The sequence below is a fragment of the Klebsiella sp. V115_8 genome, assembly GCF_029967715.1.
Taxonomy (GTDB): domain Bacteria; phylum Pseudomonadota; class Gammaproteobacteria; order Enterobacterales; family Enterobacteriaceae; genus Klebsiella; species Klebsiella quasipneumoniae.
Genome location: NZ_JASCAR010000027.1, coordinates 1 through 20,282, shown reverse-complemented (window position 1 = coordinate 20,282; position 20,282 = coordinate 1). Strand labels below are relative to the sequence as shown.

Sequence of the window (20,282 nt, the reverse complement as noted above, 5' to 3'; positions counted from 1 at the left end):
ACTGCCCCATCGCGGGGCAGTTTTATTTTCTGACGGAATTACTGGTAAGTAATTTCGTAAGTCGCGTAGCTGTTTACCACACCGGTGGTCACAGTGGTCGGCGCGCTGGTGGCGTAGCCTACGTAGTAGGTGAAACGCGCGCCATCGGCTACAGCGGAAGCATCGCCTTTCGCTTTCGGCTGAGTGCTGTCACCCGGGATGATTTTGTTGGTCAGCGCGGTAGCGTTGTCAGTAGACAGCACCAGCTGGATGTTCTGAGCACCGGAAGCTTCGGTGTTCGCCAGGTAGCCCTGTTGTTTGCTGGTTGCGCCAGCCAGCAGGTTACCGCCGGTCCAGTTTACGCCCAGTTTGCTTACGTCATCCTGTTTGGTGCCGTCAGCCGCCTGGCAGTTAGAGACGTCAATGGTGAAAGATTTCGGTTTCAGGTAAGTATCCGCTGCTGCCGCTTTAACTTCAGTCAGGGTTACCGGAGACAGGTAAACGTTCGCATCGCTGCCCTGGCCGTTAACAGAAACAGTACAGGATACATCGGTAACTTTACCGAAGAAATTAACCTGGCCGCCGCCAACATTGGTATCAGCTGCATGGGCAGCAGTCATGCCAAAAAACGCGGTTGCCATTGCTGCAGAGAGAAGAACCTTTTTCATTGCCATTTCCTTGTCAGAGTGAATTACGAATCAATGAGCACACTGTGAATTCGCATAGAACCAGAAACATCAGGCGATGCTGATTTATGCCACTGCTAATAGAATCTTCGACTGACCGGGAGCCGCAATATTTAAGGCGTCAGGTAACGAACCAAAAAATATAAGTTCGCTGGTGCTATCGGCGTCAAAGAATGCTATTTATTCGCCGACAAATATACATTTGTTCACGTTTCATTAAGTTATATAACATATACCTAATGACTATTAATAAATAATTATTGATAGGTTAAAACGGGGTGGTGGTTGTTTACAGCACGGAAAGCCTGACGCCAGGGCGCGAGAGAAAGGGCCACCTCAGCATGCCGAAATGGCCGCCAGAGGGCTATTGCGAATCGTCCGAATCCGCCATGACGGCGGTTAAAAATCACTCAACCAATTCACACAATGAATGGTAACCGCGTAAATGAGGCGCATTCCACACTCTGAGCACAGGCAGTCCGCGTGATATCTCCTGCAGAAATAAATCTATAATACGTTGTTTTTAAATCAAAAAATAGAGAAAGGTTCATTTCCCCATTATCAAACCGCCATAAAAATGTGATCTAAATCGCACTTTTTGCCACGCGCGTTATAGTTAGCAGACTTATTATAAGTCCATCGAAAGCAAACACGCTTTCCACCATAAAAGTTAAAAGGACAAACACCATGAAAAACGTAAAATTACTCGCCGCTGCCGGTATGCTCTCCCTGGTCTCTTTCGCTAGCTTCGCTCATCCGGTGAGCGTAACAGCAGATACCCTGGACAGCGCAGAAGCGAAAATCGCGACCATTGCGAAAGAACAAGGCGCTTCCTACCACATCACCGAAGCGTACACCGGCAACCAGGTCCATATGACCGCCGAGCTCTCTAAATAAGCGAATGGTTGCAGAGGGAGCTGCCGGACAGGCCGCCTGCGGGCGGCTGGTCTGGCTCCCGCCGCCTACCCCGCACACAGCAATGTCGAGCCCCGTTATGGGGCTTTTTTCGTTTTTGCCCCCGCCGCCTGGCGCGCCAGCGCGCGCTGAATAGACAATACGCTCGCCAGCACCACGATCAGCCCGACCAGCGCCATCCCCTGGATCGTTTGTCCAAGGAAAATCCACCCCAGCACCACGGCGGTCACCGGGCTCAGCAGGCTCATTGCCGATACCGCCACCGGCGAGAGGCGGCCAATCCCCCGGAACCACAGGCCATAGGCCAGCATGGCGCCCGCCACGCACAGCCACAGATAGCCGGCCGCCTGCAGCGCAGTCACCTGATGCAAAGGGGGGTCAACGATCAGCGCCACTGGCGCCAGCACCACCCCGCCGATCGCCAGCTGCCAGCCGGTTAACGCGACGATCGGCAGGGAGAGCGCCCAGCGGCGGGAGAGCCAGGTGCCCAGCGCCATACTGATCGCCCCGAGAAACGCCGCGCCGATGCCCAGCGGGTCGAGGACGGTGCGCGGCGACAGCAGCAGCATGGCCATACCGAGTATGCCGGCGAGGGCTGAGAATACCGCCAGCCAGGGCGAGCGCTGCCGGTCTACGCACCAGGCGAGAAGCATCACCAGCAGCGGCTGGATCGCGCCAATCACTGCCGCCAGCCCGCCGGGTAAGCGATAGGCGGCGATAAACAACAGCGCCTGAAACGCGCCGATATTTAAGATGCCGGTAACGATAAGCTTTAGCCATTCGCCGCGCTGCGGAAAGCGGCGGCTCCAGATCAGCAGGGCGATACCTGCCGGCAACACCCTCAGCAGTGCGGCAATAAACGGCCGGTCAGGGGGAAGAAACTGGGAGGTGACGATGTAGGTCGTCCCCCAGATAGCGGGCGCCAGCGCCGTGAGCAGCAGGTCGAGCATCAGACTACGCGAGAGAAAAGCCATGATTTTATCTTCACTTCAAGTTAAATTGGTGCCTCAAGTATGTACCCGCAATTATCTTGATATCAAGACAAGTGAGCACTCATGGACAAATCACCGCCGATCGACGCCGTTGATCGGATTCTCGCCCAGTGGCAACGGGAGCGGCCGGATCTCGACTGCAGCCCAATGGGGCCGATTGGCCGTCTGAAACGGTGCGCCATGCTGCTGGAGCCGCAGGTGGAAGTCGCTTTTACGCGCCACGAACTGGTGCGCTGGGAGTTTGACATGCTGGCGACGCTGCGCCGCGCCGGGGCGCCGTTCATTCTTTCGCCGACCCAGCTCTTCTCCACGCTGATGATCACTTCCGGCACCATGACCCATCGCCTGAAGGCGCTGGAAAAACGCGGGTTTATTACCCGCCTGCCCAATCCGGAAGACGCCCGCAGTATGCTGGTCGCCCTGACGCCCGCCGGACGTGAGCGCATCGATGAGGCGGTGGAGACCCATGTCGATAATGAACGGCAGCTGCTGGCGGGGCTCAGCGATAGCGAGCGCCAGCAGCTGGATCAGGCGCTGCGGATATTGATGCGCCTGCTGGAAAGCCGTTAACAGCCCGCGGCGATAAAGTCGCCGTTAGCGCTGATCGGCACCACGGTGAAAAACAACCCGGCGGCAAAGAGGATCAGCGCCAGCCCGCCGAGGATCTTCACCAGCGGCACCAGCCAGGGCCGCGGACGGCTGGTCGCCGTCAGCCGGTTGACGGTACGGTGACGGGCATAGTGCACCGCCAGCGACAGACCGAGGATCGAGAGCGCGGTGCCCAGCGCCATGGTCATCACCGCGGCGATGCCCCAGCTGACGATCCCCAGCGCGTTGGCGAACAGCAGGATCATAATCGCTCCGCTGCAGGGCCGGGCGCCGATAGCCAGCACCACGCCCAGACGTGTCTTCCAGTCGGCGCCCTGCAGGTCCTGCCCCACGCCGTGGTGCCCGCAGCCGCACGCGGCATCATGCTGATGCGCCGGCCTCAGGGCACGTATCCTTGTTTTACCCGGCCGCAGGCTTTGCAGCGCGCGACAGATAACGTAAACCCCAAAGGCGGCGATGGTCAGGGCGCTGATCTTCTCGACGTACCAGCGGCTGGCGCTGAGATCGCCGGCGGCCAGATTCAGCCCCACCGCGAGAATATAGACAAACAGGATGGCGCTCACGCCCTGCAGCAGGCTGCCGAGAAAAGGCACCACCCGCGCCGCGGTCAGGCTCTCCTGGTTGGTGCTCAGGTAAGTAGTGACGATAAACTTACCGTGGCCCGGTCCGATAGCGTGCAGCACGCCGTAAAGAAATGCGCCCACCAGCAGCCAGACGCCGCCGCTGTACTGATGGTTGTTCAGCAGCAAAAGGTACATCACCAGATAGCGATGCAGGGTAATTTGCGTGGCGAGGCACCACTGGAGAAAGTCGCTCCAGTGGCTGTGCAAGGTGACGCCGGCGGCCAGCAGAAGAAGGCCGCCGCTCCCGGCGACCAGCAGGCGCCAGTCGCGCTGCGCAATCGGAATCATCATCGTTATGCCATGGTGAAAAGAGATGAACCACCGGACGACAATCTCATGCCCGGCGAACAATAGTGCCTGTTTTCAAGGATGGATGATTTATCGGCGTTTTTCTCGTCAATGCTCGAGGTCACAAGGCTCCGCATTATCAGCATCAGCGGGCTCCTGTACCTACCCTCTGCCCTATCTTTGCACAAAGCACTTTACTCTCTTCAGCATACCACAGACGTTTGTTTTTAATGCTGGCACCCTGAATAACATATAAGAGCAGTCGTTACACGCCTAAAAACAGATAAAAATAAATCAGTTATCGCTATCCCGGCTCTTTATGTACTTTATCATCCTGCGCATCAGGCACGAATATTCATTAACTGCTATTTATTTAATACATGCATTAACAGGACCACTCCGATGAAAAGATGTTTACTCGCCCTGGCGTGCGTCGCGCTGCTGACGCCCTCGCTTTCGGCGCAGGCGACCTGGCGCAGCGACCAGCGCCAGGACGCCCGCGATATCCGCCAGGATAGCCGCGAGCAGGGCCGTGAAACCAAGCAAGAGTGCGTCAGCAACAACAATCAAAGCAACGCCAGCTGCCGTCACGATAAGCGGGAAAACCGCCGGGAAGGTCGTCAGGAAGCCCGCGACGAAAAATGGTAAGTCAGCCTGCTCCGGCGAATGTCAGATCGAGGTCTTCTGCCACCGGAGCCTTTCACTCCGCCTGTGACGCCGGACCGTCGCGTCCAGCCCTGCCTGCTCTTTATTCTTAGTTTGCTGCAGAATATTACCCGCAACCGGTCCGCAGTCCATGGCTACTAATACCCGCAGCCTGATATCACCGCTACCGCCGATTACCGCCCGCTGCTACCCCTGCACTATTAAGATTAAGCTCAACCCTTTAAATAAGACGTAAAGTGCCCTCACAGAGACAATGGCTATTATCCCCAGGCTTTTTGCAGTATGGTTTAATCACTGTTGTAGTTTTGCAGTGAATGCAATCCAGACGGTTCAAGGTTGTATTCTGTCTGAGAAATTACTCATGCCATTCCCGTCGCTGAGATACGGGCGGCCGGCTGGCTGACGCCGTGCCGCCCCGACAGCCGGGAAATAAATCATGACGGCATTGATGGCCGCCTTGCCGTGGCCGGAAGCCAGTGCCTTCATCATCACGTGGGCATCATCAAGAGGATCAGGGATGTACAGGACGTGGAAACCTCCAGGAAAGATTCGCCAGTTCAACCAGCTAACCCTTTCTTTACCCTTCAGCATGCGGCGTCTTATCGCAGGGGATGGCGATAGCCCATGATACTGCGTGCACCCGTAGCAAATAAAAACGTTATCAGCACGCTGTTTAAAAATAAAAAGGCAGTCGCATTTAACAATGACCTGACGCAGGCCTGGAAAGCGTGATATTTGCCTGCCATAAAAGGGAACACCATGACGAATAACGCCGATATTAAAAAAAGGAACTTCCTGACTCAGAATGAAATCGAGTCGCTACTAAAAGCCGCCGATAGCGGTCCCTACGCCGCACGTAATTATTGCCTGACGCTGCTGTGCTTCATCCATGGTCTGCGCGCCAGCGAGATCTGTCGCCTGCGAATATCCGATATCGACCTTGCTTCCCGCTGCGTTTATATCCATCGGCTAAAAAAGGGGTTCTCGACCACCCACCCTTTACTGAATAAAGAGATCCACGCCCTAAAGCGCTGGCTGGCCATTCGCAACACCTGGCCGCAGGCCGCCAGCGAGTGGCTGTTTCTCTCCCGCAAAGGCAATCCCCTTTCCCGCCAGCAGTTCTATCAGATTATCGCCTCTTCTGGCGACCAGGCGGGATTGCCGCTGGAGATCCACCCGCACATGCTGCGTCACTCGTGTGGCTTTGCGTTGGCCAATATGGGTATCGATACCCGCCTGATCCAGGACTATCTCGGACACCGCAATATTCGCCATACCGTCTGGTATACCGCCAGCAACGCGGGACGCTTCTATGGTATCTGGGACAATACGCGCGACAAACAGCGCCTGTCGCTGCTTCAGTAAGCCTGACGCCACGGATGGCGTTGTACCGCGTTGCGGGGAAATTAAATATCAATAAATTAACCCTCGGTTAATTATGATTACTGTTCCCGCAAGTTCTTATTTAATCCTGCGGTCACCTCGTTCAATTAACCCTGCATAAATTCCGGTTTTGCCGTGACTATTTATTGTTGGCTAAAATCCATCCCGCTATTTTTAAAATCTATCGTTTGAAAAAAACCTTTTATTTTATGCACATGCTATGAAACCCGAGCAGATCTATTGTGGCCTTGCTTAAAATCTCTAAAATTAAGAATTATCGCCAGGCGATATTTTGACTGGCTGTAAATATAATATGCTATCTATGCGTGGTTAATCGCCTTCACCTTGTACCGTTCTCGCATTCCGGATCTTTTCCGTCATGGCGTATGGTTTCGCCATGACGACCCCTCACATCTTTTTCAGGAGCAACTATTGTGAACCGACGTCGTTTTCTTACCGCCAAAGAAGTTCAGGCTATGATGCAGGCCGCGCGTCAGGGCGCCACCGGCGAGCGGGACTACTGCCTCATCCTGCTCGCCTTTCGCCACGGGATGCGCATCAGCGAACTGCTGGATCTGCACTATCACGATCTGGATCTACGGGAAGGCCGGGTCAATGTGCGGCGGTTGAAGAACGGTTTTTCGACTATTCACCCGCTGCGCTTTGATGAACGTGAGGCTATTGAGCGCTGGAGTCAGGTCCGCGCCGGCTGGAAAGCGGCGGCCAAAACCGACGCGCTGTTTATCTCCCGTCGCGGTACCCCGCTCTCACGCCAGCAGGCATATCGTATTATTCGCGCCGCCGGGGAAAAGGCAGGTACCGTAACGCAGACCCACCCCCATATGCTGCGTCACGCCTGCGGCTACGAACTGGCGGAAAGAGGGACAGATACCCGTTTGATCCAGGATTATCTCGGTCATCGTAATATTCGACACACGGTGCGCTACACCGCCAGCAATGCGGCGCGTTTTGCCGGAATATGGGAAAGAAATAATCTTATTGGAGAAAACAATGCGGAAGCGGGAATTGATACAACCGATTGAATTTAATTAAAAAAATAAACCGTGAACAGGTCAATTGGGGCCAAACTGTTTATATCATAAAAATGTTATGACATATTTTGCAACTCACCACGCCATATTTCTGCAAAAAAAATCATAATCATCTGATTTTAAATCATTTTTAAAACATCAATTACGCACTTTTCTCACCCTAACCTCCCGGGGCATCGACGCGCCTTCGCCAGCGGCATCGCTCTTCCTTTCGCACTCCGCCAACAACCACAGATGAAATATCCATATAAACAACATTTCTAAGAACTTAACACCATAAAACAAGCGTAATTAAACGGAAGTCAGATCGTTTATCTCAACGAGTCAAAATGGCCCCAATTGTCTCATCGGTTGGGCGAAAACTGTGCAGAGCCGGCAGCCGGACCACTCGGCTGAAATCTGAAATGCCTGGAAGGCACAACGGCTGCCAATCCGGTTCGTTATTTCGACATCGTTCAAAGGAAAACAGTATGAAAATCAAAACACTGGCAATGATTGTTGTGTCAGCCCTGTCTCTGAGCTCCGCGGCGGCCCTGGCCGATACCACCACGGTTAACGGCGGGACCGTCCATTTTAAAGGGGAAGTCGTTAACGCGGCCTGTGCGGTGGATGCCGGCTCTATCGATCAAACCGTTCAGTTGGGCCAGGTGCGTTCCGCGAAGCTGGCCACGGCGGGGAGCACCAGTTCGTCCGTCGGTTTCAACATTCAGCTGGATGATTGCGACACCACGGTAGCAACCAAAGCGTCCGTCGCCTTCGCCGGTACGGCTATCGACAGCAGCAATACCACCGTTCTGGCGCTGCAAAACTCTGCCGCCGGCAGCGCGACCAACGTCGGCGTACAGATCCTCGACAACACCGGCACGCCGCTGGCGCTGGACGGCGCCACCTTCAGCGCAGCCACCACCCTGAATGACGGCACCAACATCATTCCGTTCCAGGCGCGTTACTACGCCACTGGCGCCGCGACCGCCGGTATCGCGAACGCGGACGCCACCTTCAAAGTGCAGTACGAGTAAGGCAACCATCAGGCAAGGAAGCCATCCGGGCCAGGAGGGCCCGCGCTTAATTTTGCAACCGGGGTGAAACGATGCAGGGAATGAAATCGGGTCTGCTACTGCTGCTGCCTCCGCTGGCGCTGGCCGGTAATCAGTGGAACGTCACGCTGCCGGGAGGGAGCATGCGCTTTCAGGGCCTGATCATGGCCAGTTCCTGCCGCGTTGAAGCCGGCGATCGGCAGATGACGGTCCATCTGGGACAGATCAGCAGTAACCGATTTCACGACGTGGGCGAAGACAGCAAACCGATCCCTTTCGCGATTCATTTACAGGATTGCAGTACGGCGGTCAGCCAGCATGTCGGGGTGGCATTTCACGGCGTGGCTGACGGCAAAAACCCCGATGTGCTGTCGGTGGGCGAAGGCCCGGGGATCGCCAGCGGGATCGGCATTGCGCTGTTCGACAGTCAGGGCCAGCAATTGCCCCTCAATCGTCCACCGGATCGCTGGGTGCCGCTCTACCGCGGACCGACGACGCTAAATTTCGTCGCCAAATATCGGGCGACCGGACGCCAGGTCACCGGCGGGGCGGCCAACGCCCAGGCCTGGTTCTCATTAACCTATCAGTAATCAACCCGCAGACCAGCAGGACAACACCGTGAGCAGACAAGGAGATAATGTGAGAAAAACGGCAACGACGATACGCGGCATACTGACGGGATGTGCGCTTTTCTCCGCCGGCGCGTTGAGCGCCAGCGCGCACGCGGGCGTCGCGCTGGGCGCGACCCGGGTCATCTACCCGGCGGGTCAGAAACAGGTCCAGCTGGCGGTCACCAATAACGACGACAACAGCACCTGGCTTATTCAGTCATGGGTGGAAAATGCCGATGGGCAGCGAGACGGCCGGTTTGTTATCACTCCCCCCCTGTTTGCCATGCAGGGCAAAAAAGAGAACACCCTGCGCATTATCGACGCGACCAATAACCAGCTGCCGCAGGATCGGGAAAGCCTGTTCTGGATGAACGTGAAGGCCATTCCTTCAATGGATAAATCGAAGCTCAGCGACAACACCCTCCAGTTGGCGATTATCAGCCGCATCAAGCTCTACTACCGACCGGCAAAACTGGCCCTGCCCCCGGATCAGGCGCCGGACAAGCTGACCTTTAGCCGCAACGGATCGTCGCTAACGCTGACTAATCCCACCCCCTATTACCTGACGGTGACCGAACTGAACGCCGGAACGCGCATTCTGGAAAACGCCCTGGTGCCGCCGATGGGCAAAACCAGCGTCAAGCTGCCCGCGGATGCCGGCAGCACCATCACCTATCGCACCATTAACGATTACGGCGCGCTGACGCCGAAAATGAATGGCGTACTGCGTTAACTCTGGTGTGCCCCGCCGCGCGGGCCACGCTGCGCATGACCAGAAGCACTGACTGCCGGGCAACGTCGGACCGGAGGGATTATGTCACATCGAAAATATGGACTGGACCATGGGGGTCGCCCAAGCGCCCGGCGCCTGATTACGCCGGCGCTGACGCTGTGGCTCTGCTCGCAGCCGTTTGCCGCGCAGGCGGACCTCTATTTTAACCCCCGCTTTTTAGCTGACGATCCGGCGGCGGTGGCAGACCTGTCGGGATTTGAAAAAGGCCAGGAGGTCCCGCCGGGCACCTATCGCGTCGATATTTACCTCAATAACGGCTATATGACTACCCGGGACGTTACTTTCCAGGCCGACGCGCAGGGCCATGGCCTGTCGCCCTGCCTGACCCGCGGCCAGCTGGCGAGCATAGGGGTGGATACCGGACGGGTGACGGGCATGGCGGCCCTGGACAGTAAGGCCTGCGTGCCGCTAACGACGCTCATCAGCGAAGCCACCACCCGCTTCGATGTCGGCCAGCAGCGCCTGTATCTCACCGTACCCCAGGCGTTTATGGGCAGCCACGCCCGCGGCTATATTCCGCCGGAGCTATGGGATAACGGCATCACCGCCGGGCTGATTAACTATAACTTCACCGGCAATAACGTTCATAACGCCACCGGGGGGAACAGCCGTTACGCCTATCTGAATCTGCAGAGCGGGCTGAACCTCGGCGCCTGGCGCCTGCGCGATAACAGCACCTGGAGTTACAGCAGCGGCGGCAGCGCCTCATCCAATGAGAACCGCTGGCAGCACGTCAACAGCTGGCTTGAGCGGGACATCATTCCCCTGCGGTCGCGGCTTACCCTCGGGGATAGCTACACCAACGGCGATGTCTTCGACGGGATCAACTTCCGCGGCGCGCAGCTGGCCTCCGATGACAATATGCTGCCGGACAGCCAGAAAGGCTTCGCGCCGGTGATCCACGGGATCGCCCGCGGCACCGCGCAGGTGTCAGTCAAACAAAACGGCTACGAAATCTACCAGAGCACGGTGCCGCCGGGGCCGTTTACCATCGACGATCTCTACGCCGCGGGCAACGGCGGCGATCTGCAGGTCACCATTAAAGAAGCGGATGGCACCCGCCAGGTCTTCAGCGTGCCCTGGTCAACGGTGCCGGTGCTGCAGCGCGAAGGCCATACCCGCTTCGCCCTCTCCGCCGGGGAGTACCGCAGCGGCAACAGCCAGCAGGAAACACCCGACTTTTTCCAGAGCACGGCCATGCATGGCCTGCCGGCCGGCTGGACCCTGTACGGCGGCGCCCAGCTGGCGGACCGCTATCGCGCCTTTAACCTCGGGGTAGGGAAAAACATGGGCTATTTCGGCGCCTTGTCGCTGGATATCACCCAGGCCAACGCCACCCTGCCTGACGACAGCGAGCATCAGGGACAGTCGGTGCGCTTTCTCTATAACAAGTCACTGGATGAGACCGGCACCAACCTGCAGCTGGTGGGCTACCGCTACTCCACCCGCGGCTACTATAACTTTGCCGATACCACCTACCGCCGGATGAGCGGCTACAGCGTGGAAACTCAGGACGGGGTTATCCAGGTGAAACCCAAATTTACCGACTACTACAATCTGGCTTACAGCAAACGCGGCAAGGTGCAGCTGAGCGTGACCCAACAGCTGGGGCGCACCGCCACCCTCTATCTGAGCGGCAGCCACCAGACTTACTGGGGCACCGACGATGCCGATGAGCAACTGCAGGCCGGCCTCAACGCCGCCGTAGACGATATCAACTGGTCGCTAAGCTACAGCCTGACGAAAAACGCCTGGCAGCAGGGACGCGATCAGATGCTGGCGGTTAACGTCAATATCCCCTTCAGCCACTGGCTGCGTTCCGATAGCCGTTCGGTCTGGCGGCACGCCAGCGCCAGCTACAGCCTGTCGCACGATCTCAATGGCCGCATGACCAATCTGGCGGGCCTGTACGGCACCCTGCTGGATGACAACAACCTCAGCTATAGCGTGCAAACCGGCTATGCCGGCGGCGGCAACGGCGACAACGGGAGCACCGGCTATACCGCGCTCAACTACCGCGGCGGCTACGGCAACGCCAACGTCGGCTACAGCCGCAGCGATGGCTTTAAACAGCTCTACTACGGGGTCAGCGGCGGCGTGCTGGCGCACGCCAACGGCATCACCTTGAGCCAGCCGCTGAACGATACCGTGGTGCTGGTGAAAGCCCCCGGCGCCGGCGGCGTGAAGGTGGAAAACCAGACCGGGGTACGCACCGACTGGCGCGGATATGCCGTCCTGCCGTATGCCACCGAGTATCGCGAAAACCGGGTCGCGCTGGACACCAATACCCTGGCGGACAATGTCGACCTTGATGATGCGGTGGTCAGCGTGGTGCCTACCCATGGGGCGATCGTCCGCGCCAGCTTTAACGCCCAGGTGGGGATGAAGATCCTGATGACGCTGACCCATCGCGGCAAACCGGTGCCGTTTGGCGCCCTCGCCACCAGCGACAGCAACCAGAGCGGCAGCATCGTCGCGGATAACGGTCAGGTCTACCTCAGCGGGATGCCGCTGGCGGGTAAGGTGCGGGTGAAATGGGGCGATGGCCCCGACGCCCAGTGCGTGGCCGATTATCGTCTGCCGCCGGAGAGCCGGCAGCAGGCGCTCAGCCAGCTGTCCGTCGCGTGTCGCTAAGGAGATGATGATGAGAACACCGCAGTATCTGCTGGGCGCCCTGCTCACGCTGGCCGCGCCGCTGGCCTTCGCTGCCGACAGCACGATCGCCATCAGCGGCTATGTGCGCGACAACGCCTGTGCAGTGGCCGGCGAGTCGAAGGACTTCACCGTCGATTTGCAGGACAACGCCGCGAAGCAGTTTTATGCCGTCGGGGCGACGACCCCGCCGGTGCCGTTCCGCATCGTGCTGTCGCCCTGCGGCACTTCCGTCACCGCGGTGAAGGTCGGCTTCACCGGCGTGGCGGACAGCGTCAACACCAGCCTGTTAAAACTCGATGCCGGCGCCTCGGCGGCGGCGGGAATGGGGGTGGAAATTCTCGATCAGCAGCAGTCCCGGCTGCCGGTCAATGCGCCGTCGTCAGCCATGTCCTGGACCACGCTGACGCCGGGCCAGACCAACATCCTGAACTTTTACGCCCGTCTGATGGCCACTCAGGTGCCCGTCACCGCCGGGCATGTCAATGCGACAGCGACATTCACCCTGGAATTTCAGTAAGCGGAGGCTGAAATGAAATGGACCCACGTGGGCTGGCTGCTGGCCGGCCTGTTAACCGCGAGCCCTTCCCTGCGGGCGGCCGATGTCACCCTCACCGTCAACGGGAAGGTGGTGGCCAGACCCTGCACGGTCTCCACCGTCAATGCCACCGTCGAGCTGGGCGATCTTTACACCTTCAGCCTGATCGGCGCGGGCTCGGCATCGGCCTGGCACAGCGTGGCGCTGGATCTCAGCAACTGCCCCGTCGGTACCTCACGGGTGAAGGCCACCTTCAGCGGGACCGCGGACAGCACCGGCTATTACAAAAACCAGGGGACGGCAGGCAATATTCAGCTCGAACTGCAGAGCGAGGACGGCGCCACGCTGAACAACGGCAGCAGCCAGTCGGTACAGGTGGATGAGGCCAGCCAGTCCGCCCGCTTCCCGCTGCAGGTCAGGGCCCTGTCGGTCAACGGCGGCGCCACGCAAGGCACCATTCAGGCGGTGATTAACGTCACCTATACCTACGCCTGAGCCAGGAGAGCATCATGATGAAAAAAATTATCCCCCTGTTCACCACCCTGCTGCTGCTGGGCTGGTCGATAAACGCCTGGTCCTTCGCCTGCAAAACGGCCACCGGCGCGACGATCCCCATCGGCGGCGGCTCAGCCAACGTCTACGTTAACCTGACCCCGGCGGTCAACGTCGGGCAAAACCTGGTGGTCGACCTCTCCACGCAGATTTTTTGCCATAACGACTATCCGGAAACGATCACTGACTACGTGACCCTGCAGCGCGGATCCGCCTATGGCGGCGTGCTGTCGAGTTTCTCTGGCACCGTGAAATATAACGGCACCTCTTACCCCTTCCCGACCACCACGGAAACGGCGCGGGTGATTTACGATTCACGAACCGATAAGCCCTGGCCCGCCGTCCTGTATCTGACGCCGGTCAGCACCGCCGGCGGGGTGGCGATCGCCGCAGGATCGTTAATCGCGGTGCTGATCCTGCATCAGACCAACAACTACAATAGCGACTCCTTCCAGTTCATCTGGAACATCTACGCCAATAACGACGTGGTGGTCCCCACCGGCGGCTGCGATGTCTCTGCCCGCGATGTCACCGTCACTCTCCCCGACTACCCGGGCTCCATGGCCGTGCCGCTCACCGTGCACTGCGCGCAGAGCCAGCAGCTGGGGTATTACCTCTCCGGCGCCACCGCGGACAGCGCCCACGCGATCTTCACGAACACCGCCTCCGCCTCGCCGGCGCAGGGGATAGGCGTCCAGCTTACCCGCAACGGCAGCGCCGTGCCGGCGAACAGCACGGTCTCGCTGGGCACCGTCGGAACCTCGCCGGTCAATCTCGGCCTGACGGCGACCTACGCCAGGACCACAGGCCAGGTCACCGCCGGTAATGTGCAGTCGATCATCGGCATTACCTTTGTCTATCAATGATGACCGATGACATCCTCTCTTCCAGCTCGCTGGCCGCCCGGGGGTTGAACCAGCGAATGCTGAACGCGGCGAAGCGGCTGGCGGGGGTAAAAAGCGGGTGAAATATCACCCGCATATGGCCCCTCGCTTTCCACACAGGCAGCCGCCTCGTTCATCAGCAAACTTACGGTCGGCGTTTGAACAGGCATGGGGGGAAGCGATGAGGGACTAATGGCGCGGATGCGCTGGCGAGTGAAAAGCGCACCGGTTTACACCGGTGCCGGTACGTCAGGCGCGAATATCGTCGTATTCGCGGGTGTTATCGAATTCATGTTTGGCAAACGGGCAGAGTGGAATAATCTTCCGCTGCTCCTGGCGCATTTTTTCCACCACCTTCGCCACCAGCTGTTTCCCCACGCCCTGGCCTTTCAGGCTGGGATCGACATCGGTATGTTCGATAATGCTGAGGTGTTCGCCGGTGGGAACAAAAACAATCTCCGCGACCTGGTTACCCTGCGCGTCGTTAACATAAAATTTGTTGTGCCCTTCCAGTATTTCCATCTTCTCCTCGCTTATTTATGACGATATTGCAGGGCGCCGCTCGGGCAGGTATCGATCACCTTCACCACCGTCGCGACATCCACTTCATCCGGGATGATCCACGGCTTACGCTTGAGATTGAACAGCTTCGCGCTGCCGCGCACGCAGTTCCCGGAATGCTGACAGATCGCCGTATTAAAGTAGACGTCGATTTTCTCTCCGGTGTAGGCCCGGTAGCCGGCTTCCAGTAATTCCTTATCCATGACATTGCCTCGGTCTTGTTTTATGACTTTCAGGCTAAGCATAGTCCTCCCCGTGACGGCTGACTATGCGCAAGTCGGTAATGGGCGTCAGGAGAGGGATTTGGCGCATCCTCCCGCTCTTCCGGCGCGCACGGATCCCGCAGTCAACGAACGGTTGACTTTCATTCCCGCAACGAGGCGATTACACTCATGACACACTGGTAAGAGCACTCAGGGATGTTCCATTGAATCATATTGCCACCATAGCCCGCCCGGCGCGGCTACTGCTCGTCTTGCCGCTCACCGGCTGCTCACTCTCACCAGCGATCCCGGTATTGGGCGCCGCGTTCCCCGGCTGGTTTTTCTGCTTGTTGGGCGGCGCGTTTTTACTCATCCCCTGCCATATCCTGATTACCCGTAACGGCTGGCAGCCGCGCTTTTCTCCCCTGGTCTTCAGCTATGTCGCGCTGATGTTCCTGTTCGCCACGCTGCTGTGGTTTCTGTTTTTTGTTCACTGATCGCTTATGACTACTTCCCGCACTCCCCTGTTACGCAAAAAATGGCCTCTGCTGGCGCTGGTCCTCGCCGCCATCCTGGCGCTGATCCTGGTTATCTGGCAGTTGCAAACGTCGCCGGAGACCAATGACGCCTATGTCTATGCCGATACCATCGATGTGGTGCCCGAGGTCAGCGGACGCATCGTGGAGATGCCCATCCGCGATAACCAGCGGGTGAAAAAAGGCGATCTGCTGTTCCGCATCGACCCCCGTCCCTATCAGGCGATGCTCGATGACGCGAAAGCCCGGCTGACGACCCTCGACGCGCAGATTATGCTGACCCAGCGCACCATCAAAGCGCAGGAGTATAACGCCCAGTCGGTAGCGGCCGCCGTCGAGCGCGCCAGAGCGCTGGTCAAGCAGACCACCTCCACGCGCATCCGCCTTGAACCGCTGGTGCCGCAGGGGTTTGCCTCGCAGGAAGATCTCGATCAGGCGCGCACCGCCGAGAAAGCGGCGCGGGCGGAGCTGGAAGCCACGCTGCTGCAGGCCAGACAGGCCTCGGCGGCCGTGACCGGCGTGGATGCCATGGTGGCGCAACGCGCCGGGATCCTGGCGCAAATCGCCCTCGCCGAACTGCATCTGGAATTTACCGAAGTGCGCGCGCCGTTCAACGGCGTGGTAGTGGCGCTGAAAACCACCGTCGGCCAGTACGCCTCGGCGCTGAAGCCGGTCTTCACCCTGCTGGATGACGACCGCTGGTATGTGATCGCGAACTTCCGCGAGACCGATCTGAACAACGTGCGCCCCGGCGTGGCGGCGCGGATCACCGTGATGACCAACCACAACCGGACCTTTAACGGGGTGGTCGATTCGGTCGGCTCCGGGGTCCTGCCCGAAGGCGGGAGCGTCATCGAAGGCCTGCCGCTGATCCAGAAAAGCATTAACTGGGTCCACGTCTCGCAGCGCTTCCCGGTGAAAATCGCCGTCAGCGATCCCGATCCGGCTCTGTTCCGCATGGGCGCCTCGGCCAGCGCCGTGCTGCAGCCGTAGCCGGGCGACGCGATGTTTCCTCTCGCCCATTTTTTACGCCAGGAACTGCGCGACGCGCCGGGACGCGCCAGCTACACGCTGCGCCTGACGCTGAGCTGTGCGGTGCTCATCACCCTGTTCATGACCCTGCAGATCCCCTTCCTGGCCGTCGCGCTGATCGTCGTGTTCTACGTCAGCCAGCCTAACGTGTTGATGATTAAGTTAGTCAGCGTGGTCTTTTTTGTCACCGTCAGCGTGGCGCTCGGCGGCGTGCTGCTGATCATCAAGTGGACCTATGACTACCCGCTGATCCGCCTGGCGGCCTCCGTGGCGCTCTTTTTCTGCGCCATCTATCTGATGCGGGTGCTGGGCAAGCTGGGACTGGCCTTTTTCGTGGTGGCGCTGGCGGTGATTTACGCCCAAACCTTCCCGTCGATGACCAGCCAGAGCGAGATCCTGGTGCGGCTGCTGCTCTGGCTGTGGGTGGCGATTAACACCGCGATCCTTGTCACCCTGCTGGTCAACGCCTGTTTTCAGCAGGCCTTTCCCGGCAACCAGTTTAAGGCGCGTCTGGCGGAGATGCTGCAGTCGGTCGCCCGCCGGCGGGCGACCCCGGGCGGAGAAACGCCACCGACCTTCGGCGAGACCGCCGCGCAGTTCAACCAGCTGCAGTCGCTGTTCGCCCAGGCCTGCCGGGCGACGCCGGAGATCGCCGCCGATCCGCAGGCCTGGCGCTCGCGGCTGGCCGCCACCCTGCGCTGCTACCAGCTGGCGGCGCTGCTGCAAGCGGACGAGGCCGATAGCGGAGATCGCCTGCTGCTGTCGCAGGCGGTACTGCAGCTGAAGAGCGCCCTTAGCGAGGGGCCGTTTGACGGCGCCATTCCCCCCCTGGCGCTCAGCGACCGCGGCGCCAATCGCGCCGTTCTGCAGGAGATGGCTGCCCTTCTGCAGCAGCTGGCCCAGGGTGAGCCGGTGGCCCTGCCGCAGGGCGAGGTGGAAAAACCGCCTCTGCTGGCGCCGGACGCCTGGCGCAACCCGGCGTATCTCCATTTTGCGCTCAAGACCCTGCTGGCGACGCTAATCTGCTATGTCTTCTATACCGCTGCCGACTGGCAGGGGCTGCACACCATTATGCTGAGCTGCGTGATCGTCGCCCAGCCCGGGCTGGGCGCCACGATGCAGAAGACGTGGCTGCGCATCGGCGGCGCGCTGCTCGCCACTCTGCTGGCGCTGCTGTTAATCGTCTTTGTCCAGCCCTGGACCGACTCGCTGTCGGGGCTGCTGGCGATGTCCCTGCCGGTGCTGGCGCTGGCGGCCTGGATTGCCGCCGGCTCGGAGCGTATCGCCTACGCCGGGATCCAGATTGGTTTCACTTTTGCGCTGGCCTTCCTCAGCTGGTTTGGTCCGCTGACAAACCTCACCGAGCTGCGGGACCGGGTGCTGGGCATTCTGCTCGGGGTGCTGGTCTCCTCCATTGTCCATTTGTATCTCTGGCCGGACAGCGAAGCGCCGCAGCTGAAATCGCGCCTCGCCGGACTCTATCGCCGGCTGGCGGACTGCCTCGCCGCCCCGCACGATGCGGTGCCGCTGGCCCCTCTGTTTGTCGCCTTCACCGACAGCGAAGCGCTGATCCATCGGGTTCGCGCCGAACCGCTGGGTACGTATGCCCACCCCTGGCCCCAGGCGAAAGACTGGCCGATGCGCGCCACCCTCGCCCGGGCCGAGGAGATCGCCCGCCTCAGCGAAGGGTACCGGCTCAACGCCGCGCCGGGAGACCCGACCCTGACCCGCTGCGCCGAACAGCTGCGGCGCTACGCCGAACGTATCGAACAGGAGGCGACAGCGCCTGCCGAGCAGCTGGCCGCCGACCTGACTAACCCCTTTGGCCCGGCGCTGGCCGCCGCGCTGGCCGCCCTGCCCGACTGGGGCCCGACACCGATAGCGACTGAGCAACAGGCTAAAACGTCATGATGATCCTTCCTTTCTCCGCGCGGCTGCGCGGCACTCTCCTTACCCTGACGCTGACGCTGCTCAGCGGCTGCGCGCTGATCCAGGACGAGCCAGCCCAGGTCGCCATCGTCAATCCGCAGCAGGCCCAGCTGGCGCAGGTGATCCACCTGGCGAATAGCGACTGGCCGGCAGCCCGCTGGTGGGAGGCCTATGAGGATCCTCAGCTCAATATGCTGATCAACCGGGCGCTGCAGAACTCGCCGACCATGCAGGCCGCCCGGCTGCGCATCTCTCAGTCGCAGTCCACGGTGGAACTCGCCCAGTCGGCGATGGGCCTGCAGGCCACCGCCGTCGCGGCGCAAAACCGCCTGCGGATCACCGACAAATCCTTTAGCTGGCCCTACTCCTACTCCCTGCCGGTGGATAAGAACGGTCCCTGGTATACGCTGAACACCGTTGGCGTCGGGGCGCAGCTGAATATCGATCTCTGGGGAGCCGATCGCGCCCGGGTTGCCGCCGCCATTGGCGAGAAAAACGCCCGGCTGGCGGAGACCGCCGGCATTGAGCTCGACATCGCCAGCAGCGTGGCGCAGCTCTATTTCGCCATGCAGGCGACGTTCCAGAAAATCGCGCTGCTGCAGGACCTGGAAGGCATTGCCCAGTTCTCGGTGGCGGCCCACGAGCACCGGACCCAACGCGGCGTGGAAGACAGTGTGGATGTGGCCAACGCCCAGGCCGAACAGCTCGCCGCCCGCCAGCAGATCATCAGCGCCGAGGGGACGCTGACCCAGTATCGTGAAACCCTGCGGGCGCTGATCGGCGCCGATGCGCAAAGCATGCCGGCGATCCATCCGGTGGCGCTGCCTGCGCTCCAGGAGACGCTGCCGCCGTCGCTCTCTTTCGAGCTGCTGGCCCGCCGCCCGGACCTGCAGGCGCTGCGCGGGTATGTGACCGCCTCCCTGAGCCAGGTCGATGCGGCGAAAGCGGCGTTTTATCCCCATTTTGATATCAAAGCGTTCTGGGGCTATAACGCCCTGAGCGTCGGGGATCTGTTTAAGTCCTCTTTCCAGCAGATCAACCTGCTGCCTGGGCTCTATCTGCCGATCTTCGACGGCGGTCGTCTGAACGCCAATCTGCAGTCGGTGCGCACCGCCAGCAATATTCTGATCAAACAGTACAACCAGGCGGTGCTGGACGCGGTTCGCGATGTCGCCATCAGCTCCAGCCAGCTTAACGACCTGAATCAGCAGCGCGCGCTGCAGCAGCTGAAGGTCACCGCGGCGCAGACCACCACCGACAGCGCTCGCGCCCATTATCAGCGCGGCCTGCTCAGCCGCTACGCCGCCGAAGAGGCCCGGCGGGCGGTCCTTGCCCAGCAGCTGTTGCTGCTGGATATTGAGGCCCAGCGGTTGAGCACCGACATTACCCTGATCAAAGCCCTGGGCGGCGGCTACCGCGGCCAGTAACAAAAATGCCTTCCCCGGTGGGGAAGGCATTAAACCGTCTTCAGGAATTGCCCGGCGGCGCTGCGCTTGCGCGGGCCTACGGCCAACCGCATAGCGGTTTGATATTGCCGTCTTTCGTAGGCCGGGTAAGGCGAAAGCCGCCACCCGGCAGAAATGCGGGCAGAATAATGAAACAGGTTTGTCATCAGCCAGAATGCCTTTCCCGGTGGGGAAGGCATTAAACCGTCTTCAGGGATTGCCCGGCGGCGCTGCGCTTACGCGGGCCTACGGCCAACCGCATAGCGGTTTGATATGGCCGTCTTTCGTAGGCCGGGTAAGGCGAAAGCCGCCACCC

At 59.8% G+C, this 20,282-nt stretch carries 22 protein-coding genes; 16 read left to right on the top strand and 6 right to left on the bottom strand.

Annotated features, from left to right (window positions below; translation table 11 throughout):
- Positions 1-38: 38 nt before the first annotated feature.
- Complete coding sequence (gene mrkA, locus QLG03_RS11110; protein WP_000756959.1) at positions 39-647, bottom strand: type 3 fimbria major subunit MrkA; 609 nt, start codon at positions 645-647, stop codon at positions 39-41.
- A 705-nt stretch (positions 648-1,352) separates the two neighbouring features.
- On the opposite strand from mrkA, the gene QLG03_RS11105 reads away from it, so the two are divergent.
- On the top strand, positions 1,353-1,562 hold the full coding sequence (locus tag QLG03_RS11105; RefSeq protein ID WP_002916131.1) for a DUF1471 domain-containing protein: 210 nt from the start codon (positions 1,353-1,355) through the stop codon (positions 1,560-1,562).
- A 95-nt stretch (positions 1,563-1,657) separates the two neighbouring features.
- Here the strand turns inward: QLG03_RS11105 and QLG03_RS11100 are convergent, their stop codons facing one another.
- Entirely contained in the window at positions 1,658-2,554 is an 897-nt protein-coding gene (locus QLG03_RS11100; RefSeq protein WP_023290933.1) for an EamA family transporter, read from the bottom strand.
- Positions 2,555-2,635: 81 nt separating this feature from the next.
- Between QLG03_RS11100 and QLG03_RS11095 the strand changes: the two genes are divergently transcribed.
- The gene (locus tag QLG03_RS11095) at positions 2,636-3,142 is read left to right on the top strand and encodes a MarR family transcriptional regulator (protein WP_060590266.1); all 507 of its coding nucleotides are present in this window, start codon (positions 2,636-2,638) and stop codon (positions 3,140-3,142) included.
- Here QLG03_RS11095 and QLG03_RS11090 read toward each other — a convergent pair.
- Complete coding sequence (locus tag QLG03_RS11090; RefSeq protein WP_044524643.1) at positions 3,139-4,095, bottom strand: nickel/cobalt transporter; 957 nt, start codon at positions 4,093-4,095, stop codon at positions 3,139-3,141. The genes QLG03_RS11095 and QLG03_RS11090 overlap by 4 nt on opposite strands.
- 399 nt (positions 4,096-4,494) lie before the next feature.
- Between QLG03_RS11090 and QLG03_RS11085 the strand changes: the two genes are divergently transcribed.
- A complete protein-coding gene (locus QLG03_RS11085) occupies positions 4,495-4,740 on the top strand; it encodes a hypothetical protein (RefSeq protein WP_023290936.1) in 246 nt (81 codons plus the stop codon).
- A 348-nt stretch (positions 4,741-5,088) separates the two neighbouring features.
- Here the strand turns inward: QLG03_RS11085 and QLG03_RS11080 are convergent, their stop codons facing one another.
- Positions 5,089-5,349: a hypothetical protein gene (locus tag QLG03_RS11080; protein ID WP_032428979.1), complete on the bottom strand. Its 261-nt coding sequence runs from the start codon at positions 5,347-5,349 to the stop codon at positions 5,089-5,091.
- 168 nt (positions 5,350-5,517) lie between these two features.
- On the opposite strand from QLG03_RS11080, the gene fimB reads away from it, so the two are divergent.
- The 9 genes from fimB to QLG03_RS11035 all read left to right on the top strand — a co-directional run bounded on the left by fimB (position 5,518) and on the right by QLG03_RS11035 (position 14,242).
- The gene (gene fimB / locus QLG03_RS11075) at positions 5,518-6,123 is read left to right on the top strand and encodes a type 1 fimbria switch DNA invertase FimB (RefSeq protein ID WP_023290937.1); all 606 of its coding nucleotides are present in this window, start codon (positions 5,518-5,520) and stop codon (positions 6,121-6,123) included.
- 452 nt (positions 6,124-6,575) lie between these two features.
- On the top strand, positions 6,576-7,184 hold the full coding sequence (fimE, locus tag QLG03_RS11070) for a type 1 fimbria switch DNA invertase FimE (protein ID WP_032454002.1): 609 nt from the start codon (positions 6,576-6,578) through the stop codon (positions 7,182-7,184).
- Between the two features lie 479 nt (positions 7,185-7,663).
- The gene (fimA, locus tag QLG03_RS11065; protein ID WP_004205364.1) at positions 7,664-8,212 is read left to right on the top strand and encodes a type 1 fimbrial major subunit FimA; all 549 of its coding nucleotides are present in this window, start codon (positions 7,664-7,666) and stop codon (positions 8,210-8,212) included.
- A gap of 71 nt (positions 8,213-8,283) precedes the next feature.
- On the top strand, positions 8,284-8,820 hold the full coding sequence (locus QLG03_RS11060) for a fimbrial protein (protein WP_255988759.1): 537 nt from the start codon (positions 8,284-8,286) through the stop codon (positions 8,818-8,820).
- A gap of 79 nt (positions 8,821-8,899) precedes the next feature.
- The gene (locus QLG03_RS11055) at positions 8,900-9,574 is read left to right on the top strand and encodes a fimbria/pilus periplasmic chaperone (protein WP_255988887.1); all 675 of its coding nucleotides are present in this window, start codon (positions 8,900-8,902) and stop codon (positions 9,572-9,574) included.
- Between the two features lie 81 nt (positions 9,575-9,655).
- Positions 9,656-12,268: a fimbrial biogenesis usher protein gene (locus tag QLG03_RS11050; protein ID WP_255988761.1), complete on the top strand. Its 2,613-nt coding sequence runs from the start codon at positions 9,656-9,658 to the stop codon at positions 12,266-12,268.
- A 10-nt stretch (positions 12,269-12,278) separates the two neighbouring features.
- The gene (locus tag QLG03_RS11045; RefSeq protein WP_205425749.1) at positions 12,279-12,806 is read left to right on the top strand and encodes a fimbrial protein; all 528 of its coding nucleotides are present in this window, start codon (positions 12,279-12,281) and stop codon (positions 12,804-12,806) included.
- Between the two features lie 27 nt (positions 12,807-12,833).
- Positions 12,834-13,319, top strand: a complete 486-nt coding sequence (locus QLG03_RS11040) for a fimbrial protein (protein ID WP_072199039.1) — start codon at positions 12,834-12,836, stop codon at positions 13,317-13,319.
- Between the two features lie 17 nt (positions 13,320-13,336).
- Positions 13,337-14,242: a fimbrial protein gene (locus QLG03_RS11035; RefSeq protein WP_032429212.1), complete on the top strand. Its 906-nt coding sequence runs from the start codon at positions 13,337-13,339 to the stop codon at positions 14,240-14,242.
- Positions 14,243-14,509: 267 nt separating this feature from the next.
- Here QLG03_RS11035 and QLG03_RS11030 read toward each other — a convergent pair whose 3' ends face one another.
- Complete coding sequence (locus QLG03_RS11030) at positions 14,510-14,782, bottom strand: GNAT family N-acetyltransferase (RefSeq protein ID WP_002916201.1); 273 nt, start codon at positions 14,780-14,782, stop codon at positions 14,510-14,512.
- 11 nt (positions 14,783-14,793) lie between these two features.
- Positions 14,794-15,024: a 4Fe-4S mono-cluster protein YjdI gene (gene yjdI, locus QLG03_RS11025; RefSeq protein WP_004205354.1), complete on the bottom strand. Its 231-nt coding sequence runs from the start codon at positions 15,022-15,024 to the stop codon at positions 14,794-14,796.
- Positions 15,025-15,248: 224 nt separating this feature from the next.
- Here yjdI and QLG03_RS11020 point away from each other — a divergent pair, with 224 nt between their 5' ends.
- From QLG03_RS11020 to QLG03_RS11005, 4 genes are read left to right on the top strand one after another with little or no spacing between them, the layout of a single operon-like run.
- On the top strand, positions 15,249-15,521 hold the full coding sequence (locus QLG03_RS11020; protein ID WP_032454006.1) for a YtcA family lipoprotein: 273 nt from the start codon (positions 15,249-15,251) through the stop codon (positions 15,519-15,521).
- 6 nt (positions 15,522-15,527) lie between these two features.
- On the top strand, positions 15,528-16,553 hold the full coding sequence (gene mdtN / locus QLG03_RS11015) for a multidrug transporter subunit MdtN (protein WP_023290946.1): 1,026 nt from the start codon (positions 15,528-15,530) through the stop codon (positions 16,551-16,553).
- Between the two features lie 12 nt (positions 16,554-16,565).
- Positions 16,566-18,503: a multidrug efflux transporter permease subunit MdtO gene (mdtO, locus tag QLG03_RS11010; protein ID WP_282473639.1), complete on the top strand. Its 1,938-nt coding sequence runs from the start codon at positions 16,566-16,568 to the stop codon at positions 18,501-18,503.
- Entirely contained in the window at positions 18,500-19,948 is a 1,449-nt protein-coding gene (locus tag QLG03_RS11005) for an MdtP family multidrug efflux transporter outer membrane subunit (protein ID WP_044524654.1), read from the top strand. Before mdtO ends, QLG03_RS11005 begins: the two co-directional genes overlap by 4 nt.
- Positions 19,949-20,282 lie beyond the last annotated feature (334 nt).